Here is a 24,272-nt window from a genome sequence, read left to right as displayed (position 1 = left end):
GCTCATGCCCTTTATATTGCGAGTAATGGACTCTCTGAATATCGTTTTAAGCGTTTCCCGCACCAGGCTGAAGTAAAACGCTCTCCAGAACTTTGTCCGCGCCGCGTCGCACCCGCTCGGAGAAGGCCTGTACCGAGACGCCGATTTCGTCCGCGAGTTCCTCGTACCCGACCTCGCGCGGGACTTTGAAGTAGCCTCGCTCGACGGCGAGCGAGAGCGCCTCGTACTGGGCCTCCGTCAGTCCGTAATCGTCCCCGTTCGCGTCGGTCTCGGCGAGCGAGGAGACGCGGTTGAGCCGATACGCGATGTCGTTCTCGAGGCAGTATCGGTTGAACCGCGCGAGTCCGGCGTGTTCCTCGAACCGAATTCGAAAGAGCCACTCGTCGTCGCTGTGGGCCTCGAGTATCGTCGCGTTCGTCCGGGCGATACCGGTGATCAGTTGCTCGGCGGGGTCTTCCCACTCGATCTTGTACAGCGCCCGGTCCCCGTACTCGTCGAGGACGGCGATCGACTTCACGTTCGGGCTCTCCGCCATCGCGTCCTCGAACGCGTCCAGATCCGTCCCGTAGCCCCAGATGTACGGCATGACTCGCTTCGCGGCGGGAACGACGCGCTCGATTTCGACCGAGAGGCCGGGATGCTCTGCGATGATTCGGCCCAGGAGGAACTCGTCGGCCTCGATCGATATTTCGGCGATGATGGCCATACGACCGATACGTACTCGACCGTCTTAGCACCGACCCGGCCGGTCGACGCTGTGACCCCCTGCCACAACAGGTAAATCGATCCGTCCGAACGGGAACGTATGGAGCGGATGCCGCTCGGAGTCTCGCGGCTCGACCGGATGATCGGCGGCGGCGCGCCGGCCGGCAGCGTCGTCCTGCTGGCCGGCGAGTCCGGAGCCGGTGCGCGGGAGTTTTGCTACACGAGCGCCGCGATGAACGGCCTCCTCGAGACCGATCCCGACCTGTTCGAACTCTACTACGGCGACCTCGAGCCGGGGGTGACGGTTCCGGAGGCCGTTCACTACGTCTCGTTTACGGACGAACGGGAGGCCGTCGTCACCGAGATGGGATTCGTCATGGACGACGACCTCGTCGACGCGGGCATGACGGACGTCTCGTTCGTCGAACTCGCGGAGGAGTACTTCCAGCTGACGCCGGTCCCGACCGACTGGTACGCGGAAGGGATGGCCGATATCACCGAACTCGGAACCCACAACGAGCGGACTGACGTTCTCGAGGTGCTGGGCGAGTATCTCACCGAACACGCCACCGGGAATCTCGTCGTGATCGACTCGCTGACTGACCTCGTCGCGGCGGCCGACGACCGGCTCGGCTGGGCGGACCTGACCGTTCTGCTGAAGGGGCTCAAGCGCGCGTCCCACCGCTGGGGCGGCGTGATCCTGTTGCTCGTCAACGCCGACGTCCTCGACCCGACGGAGCTGGGTCGGCTCAAAGAGGCCACCGACGGCACGCTGCTGTTCGAGTGGGAGAGCGGCGGCTCGGAGCGCGCCCGCACGCTCGTCGTCGAGCAGTTCCGCGGCGTCCTCTCGCGGCTCGAGGACGAGGACATCGTCCGGTTCGAGACGGAGATCCACGACGGCGGGTTCGACATCAGTAACGTGCGGAAGATCCGGTAACCGCTGCGAGCCGTCTCGAGCGGCCGAACTCAGTTCCTGAGTCGGAACGAATCCTTATGCGACCCCGGTCCCTCTCTCCGACAGATGTCGAGTCAGGACGACGACGGTGGTATCTCCTTCTACCCGCCCCCCGAGGTTGAGGACTGGCTCGCCGAGGAAGCGACTCGGCGGGGCGAGAGCCGCGACGACGTCTGTCGTCGTCTCGTCTCGGCGGCACACGCCGTCGCGACCGACGATTTCGAGCCGGCCGACCGCGACGACATCGCGGCCCTAGAGGGGCAGCTCGAGGCCCAGCGCGAGGATTTCACGGACCTTCTCGAAGACGTTCGCGACCGAGTCGTGCAGGTGAAACGCGAGACCGACGCGAAGGCAGCGGCCGACCACGACCACCCGGAGTTCGCGGCCGCGGCGGCATGCGCGACGCTCGACGAGGACCTCGCGGCCCTCGAAGACCGCGTCGATCGCGGGTTCGACAATTTCGAAACCGTCCTCGAGGAACTGCTCGACGAGGTCGACGCGCACGCGGAACGATCGACTGCCCTCGCTCGAGCCGTGCTCGAGCTTCGAGCGCGACGGGACGCCCTCGCCCAGCGCCGACGGAACCGCGACGCAGCCGAGCAGCTTCAGCTCGCTGCGAACCGGCTCGGGATCCGGACGGCGACCTGTGAGGACTGCGACTCGAGCGTCGATATCGCGTTGCTGACCGCCCCAGAGTGTCCCCGCTGTGCGAGCCAGTTCGCGGACGTCGCGGAACGGTCGTCGATCTTCGGCTCTCACCGACTCCTGACGGGCGATCCGCCCGCGCTCGAGGACCCCGACGACGCCGGCGAGTCGCCGACCGACGAGGTCTTCGAGGCGGTCGCAGCGGATGTCGACGGCGAGATGGGTGCGGCCGGGGACCGCTCGACTGGACCGGCCGACGACGGCGGTGACGAGCGATGACCGACCGGGACGACGGCGAGGAGACCGTGACGGATCGGACCGGAGAGAACCGCGACGAGACGGGCGATAGCGGGATCGAGCTCACTCACAGCGATACGGACGGAGCAGCGGCTGATTCGACGAACGACGAGAGTGAACCGCTGGGCGACCTCGCGGCGACGGTCGCGGAACGCTCGGACGCGGACTCGAGCGATCCGGCGTTCGACGACCTCTTCGACCGTCAGGACGTCGCCGACGTCGAAACCGATGAACTCTGGGTGCGACTCGAGTCCGACGACGCGAACGGTCCCAGCGAGGCGATCCGGTCGGCCGACCGGACCGTCCGCGAGGTCGAGAAACGCGCCTACTGCCAGGACTGCGAACACTTCGCCGACCCGCCGGAGACCGCGTGTACTCGCGAGGGAACCGACATCCTCGCCGTCCCGACGGTCACGACGTTCCGGGTCGCCGACTGCCCCGTCGTCCGCGACGCGGAAGCGCTCGAGGATCCGTACTGACGGGGGCGCTCGCGCGGTCGAACGAGTGGAGTACTTTTGCGTCTCGAGTTCGTAGCCAGTCGATATGCAGTTTTGCGACGACTGCGGCTCGATGATGAAGGCGCAGGGCGACCGGATGGTCTGCACGAACGACGACTGCGGGGCCTCGAGCGAGCGGGACCGCGAGCAGGAAGACGCGTTCGTCACGACGGAGTCACAGACCGACGACGACGTGATCGAGTCCGACGAGAACGCGAACTTCGAGGGCAAACCGAAGGCCAACGACGTCGTCTGCGACGAGTGCGGGAATCAGGAAGCCTGGTACACGCTCAAGCAGACCGCCTCGGCCGACGAGCCGCCGACGCGCTTTTTCAAGTGTACCGACTGCGGGAATCGGTGGAGGGAGTACAACTGAGCGATCGCAGGCGGCCACCAACGACGCCGTCCGCGGCGGACGCGTACTCGGAAAATCGCTATGGCCCCTTCCGAGCGACGGACTGGGTCCCAGGCGCGATGTCACCGTTCTGTCCTGCGATCGTCGCCCACACACCTGTTCCGTAGCGGCTCAGCGCCGCGATTCGTCGATCCCACGGGAACCGACACGACTTAATCGAAATCCGTGCCAGCTACTGGTATGGTTCGTCGAAGCGTTCTGTTCGCCCCCGGTGACAAACCCGAACTGATGCGGAAAGCGGCCGAAAGCGACGCCGACGTCGTCGTCTTCGACCTCGAGGACGCGGTCGCCCCGGCCGACAAGCGGGCCGCACGCGAAGCCGTCCGCGAGGTACTCGACGGCGTCGAGTCCGAGTGTGAGGTCTGCGTTCGCGTGAACCCGATCGGCATCTCGGCCGCGGCCGACCTCGAGGCGGTTCTCGCTGGCCCGCGGCCGGACAGCGTGATGCTCCCGAAGACGGAGGGGGCCGAGGACGTCCGGACTATCGACCGACTGCTCGAGGAACACGGTGCCGACCTCCCGGTGCTGTCGCTCATCGAGTCCGCGCCGGGAGTCCTCCGGGCCGACGACATCGCGGCGGCCGACGCGACCGACGCGCTGCTGTTCGGGGCCGAGGACCTCGCGGCCGACATCGGTGCGACTCGCACGAGCGAGGGGACGGAGGTGTTGTACGCTCGCGAGCGGACCGTGATCGCGGCCAGCGCCGCCGGCGTCGACGCGATCGACATCGTCTACACCGACTACACGGACGCGGACGGGCTCCGCGAGGAGACGACCTTCGCTGCGGGGCTCGGCTACGACGGGAAGATGGCGATCCATCCCGACCAGGTCCCGGTCATCAACGACGCGTTCACGCCCGCCGACGAGGACGTCGAGTGGGCCGAACGCGTGCTGGATGCCCGGGATCGGACGGACGCCGGCGTGTTCGAAGTCGACGGCGAGATGATCGACGCGCCGCTCATCGCACAGGCCGAACGCATCGTCGAACGCGCTCGACAGGCGGAATGAAAGCCGTCGTCCGGACTAACTTCGACGATAGCGTCTCCGCGTACGACGCCTACGAGCAGCGAACCGGCCGGTTCACAGCGCTCGCGCGGCTGCTGGCCGCCGAGATGGCGACTCGAGCAGACGGGCCCTTCGCGTCCGTCCTCGACGCCGGGGCCGGCACTGGCGTGAGCACGCGGGTCTTCGCCGACCGGGCGCAGCGGACGGTCGCGCTGGACATCAGCCGCGAGATGCTGCGCGAACTCGAGGCCGCACCGCGCGTCGAGGCGGATTTCGACCACTTACCGTTCGCCGACGGCTCGTTCGACGGGGTCGCGTTCACCGCGTCGCTCTTTCTCGTCCCGGATCCTGCGGTCGCGGCGCGGGAGGCCGCCCGCGTCCTGCGGACGGGTGGCGTCGTCGGTGCCGTCGCGCCGCTCGGCTGGGTCGACGTCGACGGGACGGACATCTTCGCCGCCCTCGACCGAGAGTCGCGGTCGCCGGCGGGGGCCGACGAGGTCGAGGCGGCGCTCGCCGACTCGTTCGCCGTCACCGCAGGCACCTGGCGGTTCGCGACGACGGCCGCGGACGTCCGACGCTTCCACGCGATTCCGGCGATGGCGGCGCGCCTCTATCCGAACCTCGCCGCCGAGGAACGCGTCGCGAAGGCGCGGGACCTGCTCGAGGGCCTCGAGGGAACCGTCGAACAGCGGTGGCGATGGATCGTCGGCGTCGCGGAATAGAATCCGGAACGGACCGGTTCGCTCTCGATCGCCCGGGTCGTTACGCTTCGTGCTCGCGTTTCAGCGAGAGCGCCGTCCGGTCGAACTCGCAGACCAGCGGCTCCTCGGGATCGTTCACTTTGAACACCTCGACGTGCATGGTGACGATCCCGCGTTCGCCGTCGCTGGTCTCGCGCTTGTCTGTCACCGTCGACTGGACCCGGATCGTGTCGCCGTGGAAGACCGGATTCGGGTGCTCGACGTTGTCGTAGGAGAGGTTCGCGACGATGGTCCCGTCGGTGGTGTCGGGAATCGTAATGCCGACGGCGAGGCTCATCGTGTAGAGCCCGTTGACCAGCCGCTCGCCGAACTCGGTGTCGCCGGCGAATTCCGCGTCTAAGTGCAGCGGCTGCTGGTTCATCGTCATGTCGCAGAACTGTTGGTTGTCGCGCTCGCTGATCGTCCGTCGCTTCTCGTGTTCGATGGTCTCGCCGACCTCGAACTCCTCGTAGTATAGTCCCGTCATGGTCAGAGGACGGTCCCGTGTTTCTTGTCGGGCAGGTCTTTCTCGACGCTCTCGTAGAACGCGAAGCGGTTGGTGAGTTCCTCTCGCAGACTGCTCGGCGGGACGATCTCGTCGATGACGACCTCGCTGGCCATCCGGTGGACGTCGATGTCTTCGCGGTACTCCTCGCGGAGTTCCTGTTCCATGCGTTCGCGCTCGTCGGGATCGTCGATCTCGGCGAGCTTGCGCGCGTAGACCGCGTTGATCGCTGCCTCCGGTCCCATGATGGCGATCTCGCCCGAGGGGAGGCCGATGACGCTCTCGGGATCGTAGGCCGGGCCGGACATCGCGTAGATGCCCGCGCCGTAGGCCTTCCGGACGACGACCGACTGCTTGGGGACCGTCGCCGAGGAGGTGGCGTAGATCATCTTCTTGCCCTGCTCGAGGATGCCCTCCTTCTCGACCTGCGAACCGGCCATGAAGCCGGGCGTGTCACAGAGGTAGAGCAAGGGAACGTCGTAGGCGTCACAGGTCCAGATGAACTGGGCCGCCTTCTCCGCGGCGTCGGGGAAGATCGCGCCGGCGCGGTGGGCGGGCTGGTTGGCTACGATGCCGACCGGTCGACCGTCGATCCGCGCGAAGGCGGTGACGATCTCCTTGCCGAACTCCGGCCGCAACTCGAGCGTCGACCCGGCGTCGACGATCCGATCGATGACGTCGAACATGTCGTAGCCCTTGTTGGGCTCCTGTGGAACGATCGCGTCGATCTCCGCCGGGGAGTCGGCGGGTGCGCGCCCGTCGGTTCGCGGCGGCTTCTCGTCGCTGTTGTCCGGCAGGTAGCCGATGAGTTTGGCGACCAGCTCCCGGGCGTGCTCTTCGTCCTCCGCGATGAGGTCCGCGCTTCCGGAGTACTGCGCGTGGACGTCTGGACCGCCCAGTTCCTGAAGGTCGATCTGCTCGCCGGTGACCATCTCGACCATGCGCGGGCTGGCGATGGCCATCGCGCTCACGTCCCGGACCATGACGGTGAAGTCGGCGAAGATTGGCGTGTAGGCCGCCCCGGCGATACAGGGGCCGTAGAGGACGCAGATCTGCGGCACTCGCCCCGAGAGCATCGAGTGGTTGTAGTAGTACTTCCCGATGCCCTCGCGGTTGGCGAAGAAGCCGGTCTGCTGGTCGATCCGGCCGCCCGAGGAGTCCATCAGGTAGAACACCGGCTTGCCCGTTTTCAGGGCGCGCTGTTGCATCCGGAGGAACTTCTCGACGCCCTTCGCGGCCATGCTCCCGCGTTTGACCGTGTAGTCGTTCGCCATGAAGTGGACGTCCCGTCCCTCGAACTCGGCGGCGCCCGTGATCAGGCCGTCGGCGGGCAGCCGGTCGTCGTCGTCCTCGTCGGTGTTCGCGCCGCTGGGATGCCAGTCGTCGAACGCCGCGAACTTCCCGTCCTCGAAGAGGAAGTCGTCGCCGAACCAGAGGTCGAGCCGGTCGCGGACGAACAGCTTCCCCTGCTCGGGCAACTGATCGCGGTACTTCTCCGGCCCACCCTCGAGGATTTCGTCGATTTCCTCGCGCAGCGCCTCCTCGCGGGCCGTCGGCCCGAGTTCTGCGTCCGGTTCGGACCCGGCTGCCGCGTCGGATCTACCGCCGGCAGTCGCGTCGGAGCCGCCGTCGTAGGACGCGCTGCCGAGTTCATCACCGCCGTCGGTGACGACGGTCACGTCGTCCCGGTACTGCGAGGCCATCGCTTCGGCGATGGCCCGCGCCTGTGCTTCGGTCGCGTCGTCGGAAATTCTGACTCGCATCGTGTTCACTCCAGCGTGACGAGGGTGTCCCCCATGTCGACGGAGTCTCCCTCGGTGATCGGGACCGATTCGACCGTGCCGCCGGCGGCGGCGACCACGTCGTTCTCCATCTTCATCGCCTCGAGCACGCAGACGACGTCGCCGGCCGCGACCTCGTCGCCCGGTTCGACGGCGACCGAGAGAATGGTTCCCTGCATCTCTGCGGTGACGGCGTCGGCGGTGGCGACTTCGGCGGTCGCGTCTCCCCCGGATCCGCCGCCGGAACCGGCTCCGTCGTTGGCGCTTCCGGCCGTCGCCCGCGGGACGCCGTCCTCGATGACGACGTCGAACCGCCGACCGTCGACCTCGACGGTGACTTCCGCGGTCTCCGCCCGCGCGCCGTCGCCGCCGGTCGCCTCCGCGGGCCCCCAGCGGTCGACGGCCGCCTCGAGCGCGTCGTCGTCGAGTTTCCGATCGAGGTAGTTCGTCGTGTGGTCCCCGGCGACGAAGCGCTCGTCGTCGAGCATCAGTCGATGGAACGGGATCGTCGTGTGGACGCCCTCGACGGCGAAGTGCTCGAGTGCGCGTTTCGAGCGCTCGAGGCAGTGCTCGCGGTCGTCACCCCTGACGATCAGTTTCGCGATCATCGAGTCGTAGTCGCCGCCAATCTCGTCGCCCTGCGCGACCGCGTGATCGAGGCGGATGCCGATGCTCGCCGGCGGCCTGTAGGTCGTCAGCTGACCGGGGGTGGGTGCGAAGTCGGCGGCCGGGTTCTCGGCGTTGATGCGGTACTCGATCGCGTGGCCCTCGATCTCGACGTCGCCCTGGTCGAACGCGAGTCCTTCACCGGCAGCGACCCGGAGCTGCCACCGGACGATGTCGATGCCGGTCACCTCCTCGCTGACGGTGTGTTCGACCTGGATGCGGGTGTTCACCTCCATGAAGTAGAACTCGCCGTTTTCGACCAGAAACTCGACCGTCCCGGCGTTCGTGTATCCGGCCTCGCTGACGCCCCGGCGGGCCGCCTCGCCGATCTCCGAGCGCAGGTCTGTATCGAGCGCCGGGCTCGGCGCCTCCTCGATGACCTTCTGGTGGCGGCGCTGGAGCGAACAGTCCCGCTCCCCCAGATGGCGGACGTTGCCGTGTTCGTCGGCGATCACCTGCACCTCGATGTGCTTTGGCGCGTCGAGGTACTTCTCGACGTAGACCGAGTCGTTACCGAAGTACGCCTCGCCCTCGCGCTTGGCGCTCTCGAGGGCGTCCTCGACTTCGGCCTCGCTGCGGACGATCTTCATGCCGCGGCCACCGCCGCCGCCTTCGGCCTTGATGGCGATCGGATAGCCGAACTCCTCGCCGAGTTCGCGCACTTCTTCGGCGTCGTCGACCGGCTCGGTCGTCCCGGGAACGACCGGGACGCCAGCCTCCTGCATGACGGATCGAGCCTTCGTCTTCTCACCGAGCGTCTCCATGGCGTCGCTGGGCGGGCCGACCCACGTGATCCCGTCCGCCGACTCGACGCGGCGGGCGAATTCGGCGTTCTCCGCGAGGAAGCCGTAGCCGGGATGGATCGCGTCCGCGCCGGCCCGCTCGGCGACGTCGACGATTGCCTCTTGATCGAGATACGAGTCGCTGGCTGGTGCCGGGCCGACGTTGTACGCTTCGTCGGCGTACTCGACGTGGCCGGCGTCGCGGTCGGCGTCGCTGTAGACGGCGACCGTCTCGATGCCCAGTTCTTCGCACGCTGCCATCACGCGGACTGCGATTTCGCCGCGGTTCGCGACGAGTACTTTCTCGAACATGGTCAGTAGGACTTGGGGAAACCGAGCTGCTGGCTGATGTGGTTGTACGCCATCTGCTGGGAGACCGGCGCTAAGCGGGTGAGGTTGATCTCGCGCCACCAGCGCTCGACGTCGTACTCCGTGGCGTAGCCCCAGCCGCCGAAGGCCTGCATCGACTGCTTGACCGCTTCGATGCCGGCGCTGACGGCCGTCGCCTTCGCGACGTTGGTCTCGTAGCCGCAGTCCTCGCCGTGGTCGTAGAGCCAGGCTGCCTTCTCGCGCATCAACGTCGCCGTCTCCATCTGCGCGTAGGCCTGCGTGATCGGGAACGAGACGGCCTGGTGGCTCCCGACCGGGGCACCGAACACCTCGCGGTCGTTCGCGTACTCGATGGCGGTATCGGCGGCCAGTTTCCCGATCCCCGTCCCGGCCGCGGCGAACCCGATGCGCTCGGGGTTCAGCATGTCGACGAGCGCCCACCACCCCTCGTCTTCCTCGCCCAGCAGGTTCTCCTCGGGTACCCGAACGTCCTCGAGGAAGACCTCGCAGGACTTCGAGTAGTTGATGCCGTGCTTGGGGATGGGCGAGACGTCGATACCGGGGTCGTCCATGTCGACGATAAACAGGCTGATGCCGTCGGTGCCGCGGTCGACCGCCGCCAGCGGGGTCGTGCGCGTGACGATGATCATGTTGTCAGCGCGGTCCGAGAAGGTGATCCACGCCTTCTGGCCGTTGAGGACGTACTCGTCGCCGTCCTTCTCGGCGCGCGTCGCGACGTTCAACGTGTTCGTTCCGGCCTCCGGTTCGGTGATCCCGATGGAGAAGTTCCGCTCGCCGGTCGCGATGTCGGGGAGATAGGTCTCCTTCTGGGCCTCGGTGCCGTTCTCGCGGATGCCGACGGCGGCCATGCCCGCGGTGAGTACGAGATACCAGGTACCGGCCATGCCACACCCCTCGGCACAGAGCGTCTCCATCGCCAGCCCCATCTCCTGCATCCCCATGCCGGCGCCGTCGTACTCCTCGGGGACCAGCAGACCGTGGAAGCCGGCCTCCGCGAGTTCGTCCCAGAACCCCTGGGCGAACTCGCCGTTCTCCTCTTTCTCTCGCCAGTACTCCGGTCCGTATTCGGCCGCGACAGATTCCGCGGTCGACCGGATCATTTCGCGTTCGTCCGTAGACTCGAAATTCATCGTGTAGTGTGTTGAATAGGTGTTTGCAGACGGTTCGTCTCGAGCGGCGATCGCTTACGGCGACGCCTCGGTCTCTTCTTCCGCCTTGTCCTGAAGTTCCGTCCGGCGGATCTTCCCGGTGACGGTCTTCGGTAGTTCGTCCCGGAATTCGATCTCGCGGGGGTACTCGTGGGCAGACAACTCGTCGCGCACGTGGTTTCTGATGTCCTCTTTGAGCTCCTCAGAGGGCGTCGCGCCCTCGCTCGGGACGATGTAGGCCTTCACGATGTTTCCTCGCGACGAGTGGGGTTTGGGAACGACGGCCGCCTCGGCGACGGCCTCGTGCTCGCCCAGCGAACTCTCGACCTCGAACGGGCCGATCCGGTAGCCCGAGGAGAGGATGACGTCGTCGGCCCGCCCCTCGAACCAGAAGTAGCCGTCCTCGTCCTTGTGCGCGAGGTCGCCCGAGAGGTACCACTCGCCGTCGGGGCCGTCGACGAAACACGACGCGGTCTTCTCGGGCTTGTTCCAGTACTCGGCGAAGAAGCAGGGGTAGTCACCCCGCTGGGCGATCTCGCCGGTCTCCCCGGGCTCGAGGACGGCACCGGTTTCGGGGTCGACGATGTCGGCCTCGATGCCGGGGAGCGGCTTCCCCATCGAGCCGGGGCGGAGCTCCATCGTCGGGTAATTGTTGATGATCATGTTGCCCGTCTCCGTCTGGCCGTAGGTATCGAGGATGGTGACACCCAGTTCGTCCTCGCCCCATTCGACGACGCCGGCGCTGAGCGGTTCGCCGATCGACAGCGCGTGGCGTAGGTCGAGGTCGACGTCCGCCAGTACGTCCTCTTTCTCCCGGAGCATGCGGTACGCCGTCGGAACCGAGAACAGGACGGTGATCGGGTACTCGTCGAGCAGTTCGGCCCATTCCTCCGGATCGAACTCGCCCTCGTAGGTGAACAGCGAGGCGCCCCAGAACCAGGCGCCGAGCGTGTTGATCGCGCCCGTTAGCCAGCCCAGGTCGCCGGTGCTCCAGTAGAGGTCGCCCGGCTGGAGGTCGACGGCGTATTTCTGAGTCGCCGCGACGCCAGCCACCCAGCGCTGCTTGTGCAGGACGCCCTTCGCAAGCCCGGTCGTCCCCGACGTGTAGTACAGCAGCGCGTCGTCCTCGCCGCCGGTCTCGGCAGCGTCGTACGCCGTGCTCGCGCCGTCGAGCGCCACGTTGAACGTGACGTCGTCGACGGGTGCCCCGCCGCCGCGATCGACGGTGATGACGTGTTCGACCGACGGCGCGTCCTCGAGCGCGTCGTCGACGGTATCGCGGTTGTCGGTCGTGGTCACGACGACCTTCGCGTCGCAGTCGTCGAGCCGGTACGAGATACCGTCCGGTCCGAACCGCTCGTTGACGCTGCCCCAGACGGCGCCCCGCTTGAGCGTCCCGACCAGAGCCACGTAGTGTTCCGGAATCCGCGGCATGTACGAGAACACCCGATCGCCCCGCTCGACGCCCAGTTCCTCGAGCACGTTCGCGAACTGGCTCGAGCGGTCGGCGAGCTCCCAGAAGGTCATCTTCGTGAGCTCCCCGTCGGTGTCGACCTGGTAGAGCGCGACCGTCTCGCGATCGGTGGCGTGTCGGTCAGCGACCTCGTGTGCGATGTTTAGCTCCCCCGGTGCGTCCCAGTCGGCTTCCGCGTAGATGTCTTCCCACGAGAACTCCTCCCGTTCGGTCTCGTAGTCGGACAGGTTGTGGCTGGACACCATACACGGCTGCGGATTCCGTTCCCCTATATAACCGCACCGGTAAATTCTGAGAATTAAATGAGCACATATTAGATAGAACTAGAAACTGGCTAGGTATTGTCGTTATACCGTTATGCGTAAACACTTCCGTTTTCTATAGGTCATTTCACAAATGTGTTTGCTGTGACTACTGTGCGACCGCCGCTGGCTCCCAGTCATGGCTTCAGCCCCTGTCTTCGGCCGCCGCGTCGTGACGCTCACGCCACGTTTTCCGTGCGGCGTCGCGAACGGACGCCGGAAACGACTGTTCGAACGTGACGCGCGGGGCGATGTAGGAGTCCTCCCAGCGAGGGTCCCAGGCCGCGTTCACGTACAGCCGAGCTCCGGTCGTCCCGTCCTGGCGATACCGGGGTCGTTTCGCCGCCGGCGCGGCCGGCTCGCTGAAGATCCAGTCTCGAGAGGGATGTGCTTTCACCCAGATATCGCCGAGGACGCGTCCGAGTTCCCGCGGCGAGACGTCCGCATCAACGATGACGACGGTGTCGAACAGCGACGAGAAGGTAAAGAGGATGTTGGCGAGTTGCCACTCGAAGCCGGCGTAGAGGACGTCCGTGGCGACGAAGCAGATGCCGAGTTCGGCTTCCGCTGGCAACAGGACCCACTCGACGGGCGAGATTCCCCAGTAGTCGTTGACGCGACGATAGAGCGTCGCCGCCGTCGCCAGCCCCGAGAGCTGCAGGTCGTCCGCGAGCGGCCGCCCGACTGGCGAGAACGGGATCACCGGATCGTCGGTCGCGATCACCCGCTCGACGGAGAGGGAGAGCGGCGTGCTCGCGACGCCGTGCTCCCAGGCCTCGCGCCGGTCCGACCGGAAGTCGGGATGTCGATCCGCAACCGTCGTCTCGACGACGAGCTCCGTTGCGCTCGGAACGAGGCCGCCGTTCGTCGGAACCAGCGGCACGTCGTCCGCGACGCCGCAGGTCTGCACCGGCACCTCGATGCGGCCCGTCACGGCGAGCAGGTAGGCGGCCGCGACGGCCGCCGGCGGCACGCCGAGGGCGATGGAGAGCGTCCCGTCGTCGTCCAGCAGCGACGACAGCGCGGCCGGTGTGCGTACGCGGAGCTTGTCGTCGCTGACGACGGAGCCGTGGATCGGTGCCCAGTGTGACCCCTCGGCCGTCGAGACCGACGCGACGCCCAGCGTCAGCGAGGGTCGAACGTCGTCGGCGTCCCGAGGCAGGTGCAGCTCCTGCACGCTGTCGACGGTTCGCGACGCCGCCTGTCCCGCGTACGTCGGCTCCGTGTCGCCACCTGCCGGGCCGAGCCCCGCGACCGTGTCGAGCACGGAGACGAACGATGCATCGGGATCCAGTCCGAGCCCCAGCGCCAGCCGCGACCACGGCTGCGCTTCGCGACGCTGCATCTGATCCGGGCCGCTGAACGCCCCGCTGACGAGGTCGACGCCGTCGCCTCGTTCGTACAGGAGCGCCGGCCCGCTCGCGCGGAGCGCCTCGGCCGCGACTACGTCCGGAGGAACGTCGACGGGACCCTCGAGGGTCACGAGCTCTCCGTCGCTCGCCAGTCCCCGCAGGTACTGCGCGAACGGGATCATTCGAACTCACCGCGTCGCTCCGCGAGGAGATCGAACGGCTCCGCCGAGAGGCCCGCGTCGACGAGGAGCTCCTGTGCTCGCTGTCTCCGGTCTTCGTCTCCCGATTCGCCCGCTCCCGGACCGTCCGTGGTCGCGTCGATGTACGCTTTCGCGGTCTTGGCTTTCGAGGTGCCGACGTCGGCGCTCCCCTTCTCGTCGGGGGTCTGGTAGATGTTGAGCGGCACTTTCGGCATGCGCTCGAGGCCGAACTGGTGGAAGTCGGCGTCGGGGTCTGCCTCGAGCGAGACCGCCGTCAACACGGCCCGCGGGTCGAGCGGGTCGACGTCGGCGTCGACGAACACGAAGAAATCGATGTGGAGCATCCCCCAGGTGGTGAACACGAAGTTCGCCAGTTCGTGGAGGTAGCCCGGATAGGGCCGGTCCGTCGCGATGACCCAGACGGTTCGGGAGGTAAAGCGCCACGGGACGGCCATCGTGACGTCGAAGCCGGCCGCTCGCAACCCGAGGGTCGCGTCGGGACCGGCCGCGGCCGTCTGGAGAGTGCTGCTCGAGTTCTGCCCGTAACCGACGCCGGTTCCTTCGACGCAGAACGGTACTCGCGGCTCGGTCCGGCGGGTGATCGCGTCGACCGTGAGCACGGGCATGGACCGCCGCGGGCCGTTCATGTACCCGAAATAGTCGCCGAACGGCCCTTCGTCGAGTCGTTCGTTCGGGAGCACGTGTCCCTCGATGACCAGTTCAGCGGTCGCCGGGACGGAGAGACCGTTGGTCTCGCACGGAACGAGGTCGACGGGACCGTCTTTCAGCCCGCCCGCGAAGGCTGCTTCGCTCCGGCCCGTCGGGATCCACATCTCCGTACTGCACTGGACGGCCGGCTCGGCACCGAGAACGACCGCTACCGGCATCGGCTCGTCGCGCGGTTCGTACTCGTAGTAGTAGCGGTTCGGCGCCTGTTCGCCCGCCAGAAACAGGAGGCTGGCGAGGGCGTCGTCGTGGATCATCATCCGATGGCTCGACCAGTGTCCCCACCGCGTTTCCGGGTCCGGCGCGACGACGGTTTGGAGGTTCGAGTAGCGTCCCCCGTCGCCCTGGTGGATGTACGGCCAGGGGATCGACAGGAGATCGACGTCCGTTCCCGTCTGGACGATCTCCTTGCAGGGAGCCGCGTCGCTATCGACGACCCGCGGCTCTCGAGGCGATCGGAGTCGGTCGACGACCGCCTCGTAGTACGCCGTCCCGGACAGTCCGGCCGGCAGCCCGAACGACAGTGCGAAGTGATCCCACGGTCGACACCGCGGGCCGCGGTACGGGTCGCCGACGAGCGCCGCGTCGATCGCGGTCTCCTCGATCGACTCGAAGAGCGGGACCTCGCCGTCGGTTCGATTGGCCAGCGTCGTGACTGCGCTCGCCTCGAGGTCCCACGACACCGACTCCGGGATCGAGACGAGGTCGTCCGTCTCCTCGAGACGGCGGAGGTACGCTCGGAAGGAGTCGGCCGACATGGCTACTCCCCGTCCGTGAGGGCGCGACGGAGCGGATCGGCTTCGAACTCGGTTCGGACCTCCTCGTACGTTTCCAGCAGCGCGGGCCGGTTCTCGGCGAGGTGCTGGAACGCGAGTTCACGGAGCGCTTCGGCGGTCGACTCGTACTGGCCCGATTCGACGAGGTAGCGCAGGACGACCTTGAGATCGTCCGAGCGAGTGTTGACGATGTTCGAGGCCGTTTCCTGCTCGCTCGCCAGCCGGCGCAGGAGGTCTTCGTTGACCCCGGCCGAGTCGATCTCGTCGATGAGCTCGATGTATCGTTCCTCGCTCACGTTCTCGTGGGGTCCGGTGACGACGCGCAGCGGTCGCGGGTCGGTGAGCTCGTCGGGTTCGCTGGCGATCCGAACCCGGGCCTCGAAGATCCGCTTCGTCTCGGCGTCGGTGATCTGGAGCGTCGTCTCCGTCCGTTCCTCGTCCGGCAGATGTTCCGCCGCTGTGATGTAGTGGTTCGACATAGTCTCCCGGTTTCCGTGACCCGTGTCTCGTGTTCGCACGCGCTTATCGATCGTTTCTACTCCCTATCCGCCCTAAAGAGTGGGGTTCTCGACACACCGCCGGCGAACCCGCCGTCCGCTACGCTTTTTTCGAGTATCGACGTTCTCACGACTGATGCGCTACTACGAGGACATCGAGGTCGGCACGACCGAAGAGTTCGGCGAGTACCACGTCACGAAATCGGAGATCGTCGAGTTCGCCGAACGGTACGATCCACAGCCGTTCCACACCGACGAGGAGGCCGCAGCAGAGTCGGCGTTCGGCGAACTGGTCGCGTCGGGATGGCACACTGCCGCGATGTCCATGCGACTGCTCGTCGAGAATTACCTCCGGGAGAACGCGGGAATGGGCGGCCGCGGCGTCGACGAATTGCGGTGGCGCCAGCCGGTTACGCCGGGCGATACGCTGTCGGTTCGGACGGAAGTCGTGGACAAGCGCCGCTCCGAGAGCGATCCGCGCCGCGGGTACGTGGACAACGATATCGAAGTGCGAAATCAGAACGACGATGTGGTCCTCTCGTACACGGTCACCGGAATGATCGAGCGCCGAAACCCCGGCTCGAGCGAGTAGTCATCGGAGCCGAGCATCGCGCCCGCTTCGGCCATCGATTCGACCCCGCTATCGGGATCTTACCGGCTCGATGGGTGTGGCTTCCGCCGGCGGGGCGTCCCGCCGATCGCGGACCGGTAGTCGCTTGCGGCCGGTGCGAGTCCCGGACGGACGTTTCGACAGTGCCAACTATCATCCATGCCTGTGCCATGATACCAATGGACAAGGGATAAGCGACCGTACGCCATAGCGTACGTATGGACACCAGAGAACGGCCCGCGTTTTCCTCGGATGCCAGCAAGCGCATGTACGAGTACGTCGAGCGGCACGGAACCGCCGAACGGCACAAGCTACTCGACATCGTCTCCCTGCCTTCGGAAGAGTTTCGAACGCGTCTCGAGGAGCTCAAAGCCGACGGATACCTCGAGGAGGAGGGCGGAACGCTCCGGGTCGCACTCGAGTTCGGGGCCATCGAAAAGCACGACCTGGGCGAGTTCACGGTCACCGTTCGCCCCGCTCGGCAGCGGGATTTCGACGGTCTCGTCGACACGATTCGGGACGTTACGGCCGAAGAGACCTACGTCGTCGCCGAAACGATTGCCGAGCAGCTGCTGTACGAGAACGCGGTCACCAGACACAACGCGGTCGAGTCCCGGCGGTTCTTCGTTGCAACCGTCGACGGCGACGTCGTCGGCTGGACGCACCTCGATCTCCACCAGATCGATCCGGTTCGAGAGGTCGCTCAGCAGACGGTCGGCGTCCGGGAGGCCTACCGAGGACACGGGATCGGAAGCACGCTCCTGCAGCGCGGCATCGAGTGGGCCGAAGCGAACGGCTACCGGAAGCTCTACAATAGCATTCCCGTGGTCAACGATACCGCGCTCGAGTTCCTGACCGCACACGGGTGGGACACCGAGGCGATCCGCAAGGACCACTACACGATCGACGGCGAGTACGTCGACGAAGTGATGATGGCGTACGAACTATAGCTGTCAGCGCCGAGAGCATCGCTGGTGACCGCCGCGCGCGGGCGCAACGTTCACGTCGGTTCGGACGAATCGACCCCTAGACGAATGTCCGACGGGCCGCGGCTACCGGGCGTCGAGGGCGCAGACGACGAGGACCGGATCCTCTGCCACGTCGACGCCGACTGCTTCTACGCCTCCTGCGAGCGGCTTCGCGAGCCCGCTCTCCGCGGCGAACCCCTCGTCGTCGGGATGGGCTACGAGGAAGGCGAGACGATCGGCGCGGTCGCCACCGCTAGCTACGAGGCCCGCGAGTTCGGCGTCGAGAGCGCACAGGCCATCTCGACTGCCCTCGAGCGCCTCCCCAGACGCGCGGCCTACGAGAACGGCGACCTCGGCGATCCGGACCTCGAGCGCACCGAGACCGGCTACTACCGGCCCGTCGACATGGACTACTACGAATCGGTCGCGGCCGACGTACGGGAGATCCTCCACGACTGCGCCGACGTCGTCCGCGAGGTGAGCATCGACGAGGCGTATCTCGACGTGACCGAGCGGACCGCCTGGGAGGTCGCGGACGGCTTCGCCCGTCACATCAAGGACCGCATCCGTCGGGAGGTCGGCGTGACCGTCAGCGTCGGCGTCGCGCCGACGATGAGCGCCGCGAAGATCGCCAGCGACTTCGACAAGCCCGACGGGCTCACCGTCGTCGAACCCGGCGAGATCCGCGAGTTTCTGGCGCCGCTCGAGGTCGACCTGCTCCACGGCGTCGGCCCCGTGACGGCCCGCGAGTTACGGGAGATGGGCCTCGAGACCGCCGGCGACGTGGCGGCGACCGACCCCGAGCCGCTGGTCGAGCGATTCGGCGAGCGCGGCCGAGAGCTGTACGATCGCGCGCGCGGTGAGGACGATCGCCGGGTCGAGCCGAAGGGCGACCCGAAGAGCTTCTCCCGGGAGTCGGCGTTCGCCGAGCCCGTCGAAGCGCCCGATCCGAAGTACGAGTTGATCGAGACCCTTTCGGCGGCGGTCGCGGATCGCGCGCAGCGCGAGGGCGCGCTGTACCGGACCATCGGCGTCAAGGCCGTCACGCCGCCGTACGATGTCAACACGCGCGAGCGGTCGCTGCCCGGGCCAGTCGACGATCCCGAACTGGTCGATCGCATCGCCCGCGACCTGTTCGCCGAGTTCGAGAGCGAGCCCGTCCGCAAACTCGGCGTCCGCGTCGCCAACCTCGAGTTCGCGGCCGCCGATCAGGCCAGCCTCGAGGGCTGGGGATCGAACGAAGGCGGCACCGACCCCGAGCCGTCTAGCGAATCGGACGCGGACGGGTCGGATTCCGACCCGGATCCGGAGGCGAGCGACGGGGATCTGGGTCCGACCCGCAGCGAGCTGTCGGCCGGCCAGTCTTCGCTCGCCGACTTCTCGTAACCGCCCGCCGCGACCGGCGACGGCCACAACGCACTCATACCTCGAGTGACGAGAATAATCGAACCGACTGGAAAGAACACTGAAATTATAACCCCTCCCCGATAATCCCCGCCACAGACACACGTCCCACGCTCATATGACAGAGGATTTCTACGACCTTCTCGAGATTCCCTCCGACGCCTCTCAAGACGAGATCAAGGACGCCTACCGCGAACAGGTCCGCGTCTACCACCCGGATCTGAACGACGACGACCGCGCACAGGCCCAGTTCACCGCGGTCAAGACGGCCTACGACATCCTCGGCGACCCGGTCGAGCGTCAGGCCTACGACCGGCTCGGCCACGAGGAGTACGTCGCCAAGCGGACCAGCGGTCTCCCCTCTCCTGACGTCTGGAAGAGCGACGATGACGAGGACGACTCGAGCGGGACGGAACTGAGCTACTCGGAGTCGGAAACCGCCTCCGCCTCTGCCTCGACGGCTGGCGGTGCGGCGACCGGCTCGACTACATCGAGCCGATCGGCTGCCGGGACCGGCTCGAGCGGGGCATCGGCGGGCGGTGCGGCGGCGGCCGGAACCGCAGCCGGCGGCTCGAGCGCCGGAGCCGCGACGGGAACGGGTCCCGCTGGCGGAAGCGGCTCGGGGACCGCCGGCCGGACCGGTGGGTCGGCCCCCGGGGCTGGCACGTCGAGCGGAGCCGGGACGCGCTCGCGGTCGCGAACGGAGAGCGGTACTGATAACGCGCTGGTGCGCTGGTGGCGGCGACAGAACTTCTCGCTGCCGCTGATCTGGCTGTCGGTGCTCGTCTACGCCGCCGGTGTCGGCCACTTCGCGTTCGCGAACCGGGACGCCCTCGGCTCGCTGTGGGCCGACCTGCGCGCGACGGGCGCGGATCCCGCCGGGCTCTGGCGTCTGCTCTCGGAGAGCCGCCACGGGATCGAGACGACGACGGCGTTCGTAAGCGGAGTCGAGTTCGTTTCGCCGCCGCTCGAGCAGCCGCTATGGTACGCCGCGTTGGCGGGCGTCGTCGCACTCGCGCTGGGTGCGCTACTCGTGACCCGCGTCCGCCGCCGGGAGAACACGTGGGGGGCGGTGACGATCAACGAGACGATCGTCGTCGCGCTCGCGCTGGGAGTCGCGACGACGCTGGCCGGCGGTCCGCTGCTCGCGGGGACCGTCCTGATGCCGTTCCTGTTCGGCGTGATCGTCCGACACACGCGCCGACTGCCCGGCTGGAAGCCGTCGTACCTGTACGTGATGCCAGTTCTCGCCCCGATCGCCGGCTTCGGCGCTGCTGCGGCCGGCATCGCCTCGCTTCCCGTCGACTTCGCCGCGTTCGCACTCCTGCCGCTGATCGGCGGGCTGGCACTGCCGCTGCGAACGACGATCCGGAAGCACCTCGGCCGCTGATCCGGGACCGCAGTCGCCACTCTCGAGCGCTCGCGTCCAGCTACAGCGTCCGAAACCCGTCGTACCGAACGGTTAAAATGCGACAGCGGCCAACGTGTCGTATGGCTAAATACTCGACCGGTTCGTCCAGCGGTGGTGGCGGGACGAACTGCGAACTCTGCGGTGCCGAGAGCGACTCGCTCAGGCTCGCGTCGGTCGCCGGCGCGGAACTCGAGGTCTGCCCGGACTGCGCGCCACACGACGATTCGCAGACCCACGGCCGGGACCGAAACCGGAGCGGACAGGGCGGACAGGGCCCGAGCAGCGGCTCCGACGACGAACCGAGCCGCAAGCAGAAGGCGGCCCAGAACGTCGCGAAGGCCAACCCCGTCTGGGATGGCGACTCCGAACGCTGGGAGAGCGAGGGGACGAACTACGACGAGGATCCGCTCCCGTATCTCGTCTCGGACTACGGCGAGGCCCTCGTCGAGGCCCGACGGGAGGCCGGCCTCCAGCGCGAGGAACTCGCCGAAGAGCTCGGCGCGCCCGAGAAGGATGTCCTCGCCGTCGAACAGGGACGCGCGACGCAGGCCGGCGTCGGCGGCGGCCTGATCGAGGCGCTCGAGGAGCGTCTGGACGTGACTCTCTCGGAGTAGCGAGGACCCGGCTTTCGTTCGGATTCGGACACAATCTCGGCGAGCAGACTTTTAACCGCAGCCGACAGACTGCAACCGATGACCGGGCAACGGGCGGCAGCGGAGCCGTACGCGACGCGGTTCGAGACCGAAGTGACGTCGATCGACGGCCGACGGGTCTGGCTCGAGCGCAGTCACTTCTTCGGGGCGAGCGGCGGCCAGCCGGCTGATCGCGGCACGATCGCCGACATCGAGGTGGCGGACGTCGAACTGATCGGCGGCGAGCAGGTCCACGTGCTGGCCGACGAACCGTCGTTCAAGGTCGGCCACCGCGCGCTGTGTTCGATCGACTGGTCGTTCCGGATGTACTGCATGCGGGCCCACACCGCCAGCCACGTCCTCGCAGGGGCCGCGAGCCGACTGCTCGAGGGAGCGACCAGTACCGGCCTCGAGATCGGCCCGGAAACGGTCCGTGTCGACCTCGAGACGGACGTCCCCGTCGACGACGAAACGCTAATCGAACTGGACGAGGCGGTCAACCGCGTGATCTGGGAGTCTCGGCCAGTGTCGTGGGACGGCGTGCCGATCGCCGACGCGCGCGAGCGCGAGGACGTTCGCTTCGATCCGGACGCCAACGAGGCTGCGGTCGCGAAGGGGCGCGTCCGCGTCGTCACCATCGAGGACGAACACGACGGCGGGAACGGGAACCGCTTCACCGGGACGAACGGAACGACCGAGTCGTGGGACGCCAGAGCCTGCGCCGGCACCCACGTCCGGAACACCCGCGAGATCGGTCCTGTGACGTTGCTCGGCCGCTCGAGTCCCAAGGTGGGCGTGACCCGGATCGAATTCGCCGTCGGCCCGCAGGCGATCAACCGGCGGACCGCGGAGAAGCGGGCCGCGTTCGCCGCGACCGCTGCGCTGGACGTCGACCTCGAAGAGGTCGGCGACGAACTCGAGCGAGCCTGAGAACCGACCGCGGTCGACGGATCTCGCGTACGCGCCGACACCGTCCCTCGCAAGCATCGTGTTCATAACGTTCAGTTCCGATATATCGATCGGATAGGACGTTGCCGCCTTGCCAGCGGAAGGTGGAAACTATTACTACCTTAGGAGTGAATTTGGAATTATGGGTATCGATTACTCGCAACTGCACGACCCGAACGCCGAGTACACCATGCGGGACCTCTCGAGCGAGACGATGGGGGTCACGCGCGAGCGCGGACAGGGCCGGGACGTCGAGATCACGGACGTCCAGACGACGATGGTCGACGGCAACTTCCCGTGGACGCTCGTGCGGATCTATACCGACGCGGGGATCACCGGCACCGGAGAGGCCTACTGGGGGGCCGGCGCGCCGGAACTGATCGAACGGATGAAACCCTTCCTGCAGGGCGAAAACCCGCTGGACATCGATAGACTCACCGAGCACCTGTTTCAGAAAATGTCCGGCGAGGGATCGATCGGCGGCGTTACCGTCACTGCCATCGCCGGCATCGAAGTCGCCTTGCACGATCTGGCGGGGAAGATCCTCGAGACGCCGGCCTACCAGCTCCTCGGGGGCAAGTACCGCGACGAAGTGCGGGTCTACTGCGACTGCCACACCGAGGAGGAGGCCGATCCGATCGCCTGCGCCGACGAAGCCGAGCGGGTCGTCGAAGAACTGGGCTACGACGCGCTGAAGTTCGACCTCGACGTGCCTTCGGGCCACGAGAAGGACCGCGCGAACCGCCACCTTCGACCCGCCGAAATCGAACACAAGGCCTCGATCGTCGAGGCGATCACCGAGCGCGTCGGCCACCGCGCAGACGTGGCCTTCGACTGCCACTGGACGTTCTCCGCCGACAGCGCGAAACGGCTCGCGAAGCGCCTCGAGGAGTACGACGTCTGGTGGCTCGAGGATCCCGTGCCGCCGGAGAACCACGACGTGCAACGCGAGGTAACGCAATCGACGGCGACGCCGATCACCGTCGGCGAAAACGTGTATCGCACGCACGGCCAGCGCCGACTCATCGAGGAGCAGGCCGTCGATATCATCGCGCCGGACATGCCCAAAGTCGGCGGGATGCGCGAGACGGCCAAGATCGCCGATCTCGCCGATCTCTACTACGTGCCGGTCGCGATGCACAACGTCGCCTCGCCCGTCGCGACCGTCGGCAGCGCCCACGTCGGCGCGGCCATCTCGAACGCGCTTGCGGTAGAGTACCACTCCTACGAACTCGGCTGGTGGGAGGATCTGGTCGAGGAAGACGTCATCGAGGACGGCTACATCGAGGTCCCCGAGGAACCCGGGCTGGGCGTGACGCTCGACATGGACGCCGTCGCGGAGCACATGGTCGAGGGCGAGGAACTATTCGACGAGGAATAGGAGAATCGCTCCGCACGCCGTCAGTAGCCGTCAGTCCTCGTCCGTTTCGTCGGCGTCCTCCTCGGCGTCTTCCTCGAGATCCTCGAGGTCCTCGGCCTCCTCGCGGGGCGCGTTCTGGGTCCCGAGGTCATCGCCGCCCTCGTCTACCTCGTCGGGATCGCGGTCGATGCGCTCGAGTTCCTCCTCGATTTCGGCCTCTCGTTCCGCTTCGTATTCGTTGGCTCGGTCGGAATCGTCTTCGGCCATGCAACCGGATTGGTAGTCGAACGGTTTGGACGCGAGGCCGTCGAGTGCAACGTCGACGCCGGGTGCGAGCATTCGAATCGTTCGGGAGACACGAAAGACAGATAAAAGACCCCGCGTTGTGAATAGACAGATATGGACGTTCCGTACGACCTCACCTCGTACGTTCGGGTGTTGAAGATGGCGACGACACCCACGACCGAGGAGTTCCTCCAGGTATCGAAGATCGCCGGCGCGGGTATCCTGCTGATCGGCCTCGTCGGCTTCCTCATCGGCGCGATCATGCTGTTGCTGACCGGTGGTGGCGTCTGATGGGCATCTACGCTGTCAAAACGACGGCAAGCCAGGAGCGCACCGTCGCCGACATGATCATCAACCGCGAAGAGCCGGAGATCCACGCCGCGCTCGCGCCCGACTCGCTGACCTCCTACGTGATGGTCGAGGCCGAAGGCGACGCGGTCTTGAACCGCGTGCTCGAGGACATTCCTCACGCTCGGAGCATCGTGCCCGGCGAATCAGACATCTCTGAGGTCGAACACTTCCTCTCGCCCAAGCCCGACGTCGAGGGAATCGCGGAAGGTGACATCGTCGAACTCATCGCCGGTCCGTTCAAAGGCGAGAAAGCACAGGTGCAGCGGATCGACGAAGGGAAAGATCAGGTGACGGTCGAACTGTACGAGGCGACCGTTCCGATTCCGGTCACGGTGCGGGGCGATCAGATTCGCGTGCTCGACAGCGACGAGCGATAGAGAACGGGACGTGCGAACGGACAGTTCGTGCCCGCGAGTCGACGATGACGGGCGCGTTAGCGCTCGCGAATATGCCACTGGCAGCAACGATTTCTCCGGGCGGTAGT

At 66.8% G+C, this 24,272-nt stretch carries 25 protein-coding genes; 15 read left to right on the top strand and 10 right to left on the bottom strand.

The window, feature by feature from the left end; all coding sequences use genetic code 11:
- Positions 1–46: 46 nt before the first annotated feature.
- Positions 47–706: a helix-turn-helix domain-containing protein gene (locus NDO75_RS22690; RefSeq protein ID WP_310908904.1), complete on the bottom strand. Its 660-nt coding sequence runs from the start codon at positions 704–706 to the stop codon at positions 47–49.
- Between the two features lie 99 nt (positions 707–805).
- Here NDO75_RS22690 and NDO75_RS22685 point away from each other — a divergent pair, with 99 nt between their 5' ends.
- The 6 genes from NDO75_RS22685 to NDO75_RS22660 all read left to right on the top strand — a co-directional run bounded on the left by NDO75_RS22685 (position 806) and on the right by NDO75_RS22660 (position 5,241).
- On the top strand, positions 806–1,642 hold the full coding sequence (locus tag NDO75_RS22685; RefSeq protein WP_310908903.1) for an HTR-like protein: 837 nt from the start codon (positions 806–808) through the stop codon (positions 1,640–1,642).
- An 84-nt stretch (positions 1,643–1,726) separates the two neighbouring features.
- Positions 1,727–2,584, top strand: a complete 858-nt coding sequence (locus NDO75_RS22680; RefSeq protein ID WP_310908902.1) for a hypothetical protein — start codon at positions 1,727–1,729, stop codon at positions 2,582–2,584.
- Positions 2,581–3,081 (top strand): hypothetical protein, encoded by a 501-nt coding sequence (locus NDO75_RS22675; RefSeq protein ID WP_310908901.1) that lies wholly within the window; start codon positions 2,581–2,583, stop codon positions 3,079–3,081. The genes NDO75_RS22680 and NDO75_RS22675 overlap by 4 nt, the downstream gene beginning before the upstream one ends.
- A 64-nt stretch (positions 3,082–3,145) precedes the next feature.
- On the top strand, positions 3,146–3,475 hold the full coding sequence (locus NDO75_RS22670; RefSeq protein ID WP_310908900.1) for a transcription factor S: 330 nt from the start codon (positions 3,146–3,148) through the stop codon (positions 3,473–3,475).
- Between the two features lie 219 nt (positions 3,476–3,694).
- Positions 3,695–4,522 (top strand): CoA ester lyase, encoded by an 828-nt coding sequence (locus NDO75_RS22665; RefSeq protein WP_310908899.1) that lies wholly within the window; start codon positions 3,695–3,697, stop codon positions 4,520–4,522.
- Positions 4,519–5,241, top strand: a complete 723-nt coding sequence (locus NDO75_RS22660; RefSeq protein WP_310908898.1) for a class I SAM-dependent methyltransferase — start codon at positions 4,519–4,521, stop codon at positions 5,239–5,241. Before NDO75_RS22665 ends, NDO75_RS22660 begins: the two co-directional genes overlap by 4 nt.
- A 40-nt stretch (positions 5,242–5,281) precedes the next feature.
- On the opposite strand, the gene NDO75_RS22655 is transcribed toward NDO75_RS22660, so the two are convergent.
- The 8 genes from NDO75_RS22655 to NDO75_RS22620 all read right to left on the bottom strand — a co-directional run bounded on the left by NDO75_RS22655 (position 5,282) and on the right by NDO75_RS22620 (position 15,801).
- Entirely contained in the window at positions 5,282–5,746 is a 465-nt protein-coding gene (locus NDO75_RS22655) for a MaoC family dehydratase (RefSeq protein WP_310908897.1), read from the bottom strand.
- Positions 5,747–5,748: 2 nt separating this feature from the next.
- Complete coding sequence (locus tag NDO75_RS22650; protein ID WP_310908896.1) at positions 5,749–7,527, bottom strand: acyl-CoA carboxylase subunit beta; 1,779 nt, start codon at positions 7,525–7,527, stop codon at positions 5,749–5,751.
- 5 nt (positions 7,528–7,532) lie between these two features.
- Positions 7,533–9,305, bottom strand: coding sequence for an acetyl-CoA carboxylase biotin carboxylase subunit (locus tag NDO75_RS22645; protein WP_310908895.1), 1,773 nt, complete (start codon positions 9,303–9,305; stop codon positions 7,533–7,535).
- A 2-nt stretch (positions 9,306–9,307) separates the two neighbouring features.
- Positions 9,308–10,474 carry an acyl-CoA dehydrogenase family protein gene (locus tag NDO75_RS22640; protein ID WP_310908894.1) on the bottom strand — a complete coding sequence of 389 codons (1,167 nt, stop codon included), beginning with the start codon at positions 10,472–10,474 and terminating at the stop codon, positions 9,308–9,310.
- A gap of 54 nt (positions 10,475–10,528) precedes the next feature.
- Complete coding sequence (locus NDO75_RS22635) at positions 10,529–12,211, bottom strand: AMP-binding protein (RefSeq protein ID WP_310908893.1); 1,683 nt, start codon at positions 12,209–12,211, stop codon at positions 10,529–10,531.
- A 202-nt stretch (positions 12,212–12,413) separates the two neighbouring features.
- Complete coding sequence (locus NDO75_RS22630) at positions 12,414–13,802, bottom strand: UbiD family decarboxylase domain-containing protein (RefSeq protein WP_310908892.1); 1,389 nt, start codon at positions 13,800–13,802, stop codon at positions 12,414–12,416.
- Positions 13,799–15,304, bottom strand: coding sequence for a UbiD family decarboxylase (locus NDO75_RS22625; protein ID WP_310908891.1), 1,506 nt, complete (start codon positions 15,302–15,304; stop codon positions 13,799–13,801). The genes NDO75_RS22630 and NDO75_RS22625 overlap by 4 nt, the downstream gene beginning before the upstream one ends.
- Before the next feature lie 2 nt (positions 15,305–15,306).
- Positions 15,307–15,801: a ubiD operon protein gene (locus NDO75_RS22620; RefSeq protein ID WP_310908890.1), complete on the bottom strand. Its 495-nt coding sequence runs from the start codon at positions 15,799–15,801 to the stop codon at positions 15,307–15,309.
- Positions 15,802–15,955: 154 nt separating this feature from the next.
- Here NDO75_RS22620 and NDO75_RS22615 point away from each other — a divergent pair, with 154 nt between their 5' ends.
- The 7 genes from NDO75_RS22615 (at position 15,956) to NDO75_RS22585 (ending at position 23,173) form a co-directional block, all read left to right on the top strand.
- Positions 15,956–16,411, top strand: coding sequence for a MaoC family dehydratase (locus NDO75_RS22615; RefSeq protein WP_310908889.1), 456 nt, complete (start codon positions 15,956–15,958; stop codon positions 16,409–16,411).
- 236 nt (positions 16,412–16,647) lie between these two features.
- A complete protein-coding gene (locus NDO75_RS22610; RefSeq protein WP_310908888.1) occupies positions 16,648–17,379 on the top strand; it encodes a GNAT family N-acetyltransferase in 732 nt (243 codons plus the stop codon).
- A gap of 84 nt (positions 17,380–17,463) precedes the next feature.
- Complete coding sequence (locus NDO75_RS22605) at positions 17,464–18,783, top strand: DNA polymerase IV (protein WP_310908887.1); 1,320 nt, start codon at positions 17,464–17,466, stop codon at positions 18,781–18,783.
- A 136-nt stretch (positions 18,784–18,919) separates the two neighbouring features.
- Positions 18,920–20,191, top strand: a complete 1,272-nt coding sequence (locus tag NDO75_RS22600; RefSeq protein WP_310908886.1) for a DnaJ domain-containing protein — start codon at positions 18,920–18,922, stop codon at positions 20,189–20,191.
- A 101-nt stretch (positions 20,192–20,292) separates the two neighbouring features.
- A complete protein-coding gene (locus NDO75_RS22595) occupies positions 20,293–20,826 on the top strand; it encodes a multiprotein-bridging factor 1 family protein (protein ID WP_310908885.1) in 534 nt (177 codons plus the stop codon).
- A 78-nt stretch (positions 20,827–20,904) separates the two neighbouring features.
- Positions 20,905–21,774 carry an alanyl-tRNA editing protein gene (locus tag NDO75_RS22590; protein WP_310908884.1) on the top strand — a complete coding sequence of 290 codons (870 nt, stop codon included), beginning with the start codon at positions 20,905–20,907 and terminating at the stop codon, positions 21,772–21,774.
- A 160-nt stretch (positions 21,775–21,934) separates the two neighbouring features.
- Complete coding sequence (locus tag NDO75_RS22585) at positions 21,935–23,173, top strand: mandelate racemase/muconate lactonizing enzyme family protein (RefSeq protein WP_310908883.1); 1,239 nt, start codon at positions 21,935–21,937, stop codon at positions 23,171–23,173.
- A gap of 30 nt (positions 23,174–23,203) precedes the next feature.
- On the opposite strand, the gene NDO75_RS22580 is transcribed toward NDO75_RS22585, so the two are convergent.
- Positions 23,204–23,419, bottom strand: a complete 216-nt coding sequence (locus NDO75_RS22580) for a hypothetical protein (RefSeq protein WP_310909192.1) — start codon at positions 23,417–23,419, stop codon at positions 23,204–23,206.
- A gap of 132 nt (positions 23,420–23,551) precedes the next feature.
- Here NDO75_RS22580 and NDO75_RS22575 point away from each other — a divergent pair, with 132 nt between their 5' ends.
- Together NDO75_RS22575 and NDO75_RS22570 are read left to right on the top strand one after the other, a co-directional pair.
- Positions 23,552–23,728 carry a protein translocase SEC61 complex subunit gamma gene (locus NDO75_RS22575; protein ID WP_310908882.1) on the top strand — a complete coding sequence of 59 codons (177 nt, stop codon included), beginning with the start codon at positions 23,552–23,554 and terminating at the stop codon, positions 23,726–23,728.
- Positions 23,728–24,165, top strand: coding sequence for a transcription elongation factor Spt5 (locus tag NDO75_RS22570; protein ID WP_076145024.1), 438 nt, complete (start codon positions 23,728–23,730; stop codon positions 24,163–24,165). The genes NDO75_RS22575 and NDO75_RS22570 overlap by 1 nt, the downstream gene beginning before the upstream one ends.
- The last annotated feature ends 107 nt before the right edge of the window (positions 24,166–24,272 follow it).

Source organism: Natrinema sp. 1APR25-10V2, from assembly GCF_031626495.1.
Classification (GTDB): domain Archaea; phylum Halobacteriota; class Halobacteria; order Halobacteriales; family Natrialbaceae; genus Natrinema.
The sequence above is the reverse complement of the archived record's forward strand: the minus strand, read 5'-3'. Positions and strand labels throughout refer to the sequence as shown.

What these genes read in the sequence shown, in the direction of transcription:
- NDO75_RS22600 (WP_310908886.1), top strand. Translation starts at nt 18,920, where the DNA reads ATGACAGAGGATTTCTACGACCTTCTCGAGATTCCCTCCGACGCCTCT.
- NDO75_RS22585 (WP_310908883.1), top strand. Translation starts at nt 21,935, where the DNA reads ATGGGTATCGATTACTCGCAACTGCACGACCCGAACGCCGAGTACACC.
- NDO75_RS22665 (WP_310908899.1), top strand. Translation starts at nt 3,695, where the DNA reads ATGGTTCGTCGAAGCGTTCTGTTCGCCCCCGGTGACAAACCCGAACTG.
- NDO75_RS22590 (WP_310908884.1), top strand. Translation starts at nt 20,905, where the DNA reads ATGACCGGGCAACGGGCGGCAGCGGAGCCGTACGCGACGCGGTTCGAG.
- NDO75_RS22570 (WP_076145024.1), top strand. Translation starts at nt 23,728, where the DNA reads ATGGGCATCTACGCTGTCAAAACGACGGCAAGCCAGGAGCGCACCGTC.
- NDO75_RS22630 (WP_310908892.1), bottom strand. Translation starts at nt 13,802, where the DNA reads ATGATCCCGTTCGCGCAGTACCTGCGGGGACTGGCGAGCGACGGAGAG.
- NDO75_RS22670 (WP_310908900.1), top strand. Translation starts at nt 3,146, where the DNA reads ATGCAGTTTTGCGACGACTGCGGCTCGATGATGAAGGCGCAGGGCGAC.
- NDO75_RS22580 (WP_310909192.1), bottom strand. Translation starts at nt 23,419, where the DNA reads ATGGCCGAAGACGATTCCGACCGAGCCAACGAATACGAAGCGGAACGA.
- NDO75_RS22595 (WP_310908885.1), top strand. Translation starts at nt 20,293, where the DNA reads ATGGCTAAATACTCGACCGGTTCGTCCAGCGGTGGTGGCGGGACGAAC.
- NDO75_RS22635 (WP_310908893.1), bottom strand. Translation starts at nt 12,211, where the DNA reads ATGGTGTCCAGCCACAACCTGTCCGACTACGAGACCGAACGGGAGGAG.
- NDO75_RS22685 (WP_310908903.1), top strand. Translation starts at nt 806, where the DNA reads ATGGAGCGGATGCCGCTCGGAGTCTCGCGGCTCGACCGGATGATCGGC.
- NDO75_RS22680 (WP_310908902.1), top strand. Translation starts at nt 1,727, where the DNA reads ATGTCGAGTCAGGACGACGACGGTGGTATCTCCTTCTACCCGCCCCCC.
- NDO75_RS22640 (WP_310908894.1), bottom strand. Translation starts at nt 10,474, where the DNA reads ATGAATTTCGAGTCTACGGACGAACGCGAAATGATCCGGTCGACCGCG.
- NDO75_RS22575 (WP_310908882.1), top strand. Translation starts at nt 23,552, where the DNA reads ATGGACGTTCCGTACGACCTCACCTCGTACGTTCGGGTGTTGAAGATG.
- NDO75_RS22605 (WP_310908887.1), top strand. Translation starts at nt 17,464, where the DNA reads ATGTCCGACGGGCCGCGGCTACCGGGCGTCGAGGGCGCAGACGACGAG.
- NDO75_RS22690 (WP_310908904.1), bottom strand. Translation starts at nt 706, where the DNA reads ATGGCCATCATCGCCGAAATATCGATCGAGGCCGACGAGTTCCTCCTG.
- NDO75_RS22615 (WP_310908889.1), top strand. Translation starts at nt 15,956, where the DNA reads ATGCGCTACTACGAGGACATCGAGGTCGGCACGACCGAAGAGTTCGGC.
- NDO75_RS22650 (WP_310908896.1), bottom strand. Translation starts at nt 7,527, where the DNA reads ATGCGAGTCAGAATTTCCGACGACGCGACCGAAGCACAGGCGCGGGCC.
- NDO75_RS22645 (WP_310908895.1), bottom strand. Translation starts at nt 9,305, where the DNA reads ATGTTCGAGAAAGTACTCGTCGCGAACCGCGGCGAAATCGCAGTCCGC.
- NDO75_RS22610 (WP_310908888.1), top strand. Translation starts at nt 16,648, where the DNA reads ATGGACACCAGAGAACGGCCCGCGTTTTCCTCGGATGCCAGCAAGCGC.
- NDO75_RS22620 (WP_310908890.1), bottom strand. Translation starts at nt 15,801, where the DNA reads ATGTCGAACCACTACATCACAGCGGCGGAACATCTGCCGGACGAGGAA.
- NDO75_RS22655 (WP_310908897.1), bottom strand. Translation starts at nt 5,746, where the DNA reads ATGACGGGACTATACTACGAGGAGTTCGAGGTCGGCGAGACCATCGAA.
- NDO75_RS22625 (WP_310908891.1), bottom strand. Translation starts at nt 15,304, where the DNA reads ATGTCGGCCGACTCCTTCCGAGCGTACCTCCGCCGTCTCGAGGAGACG.
- NDO75_RS22675 (WP_310908901.1), top strand. Translation starts at nt 2,581, where the DNA reads ATGACCGACCGGGACGACGGCGAGGAGACCGTGACGGATCGGACCGGA.
- NDO75_RS22660 (WP_310908898.1), top strand. Translation starts at nt 4,519, where the DNA reads ATGAAAGCCGTCGTCCGGACTAACTTCGACGATAGCGTCTCCGCGTAC.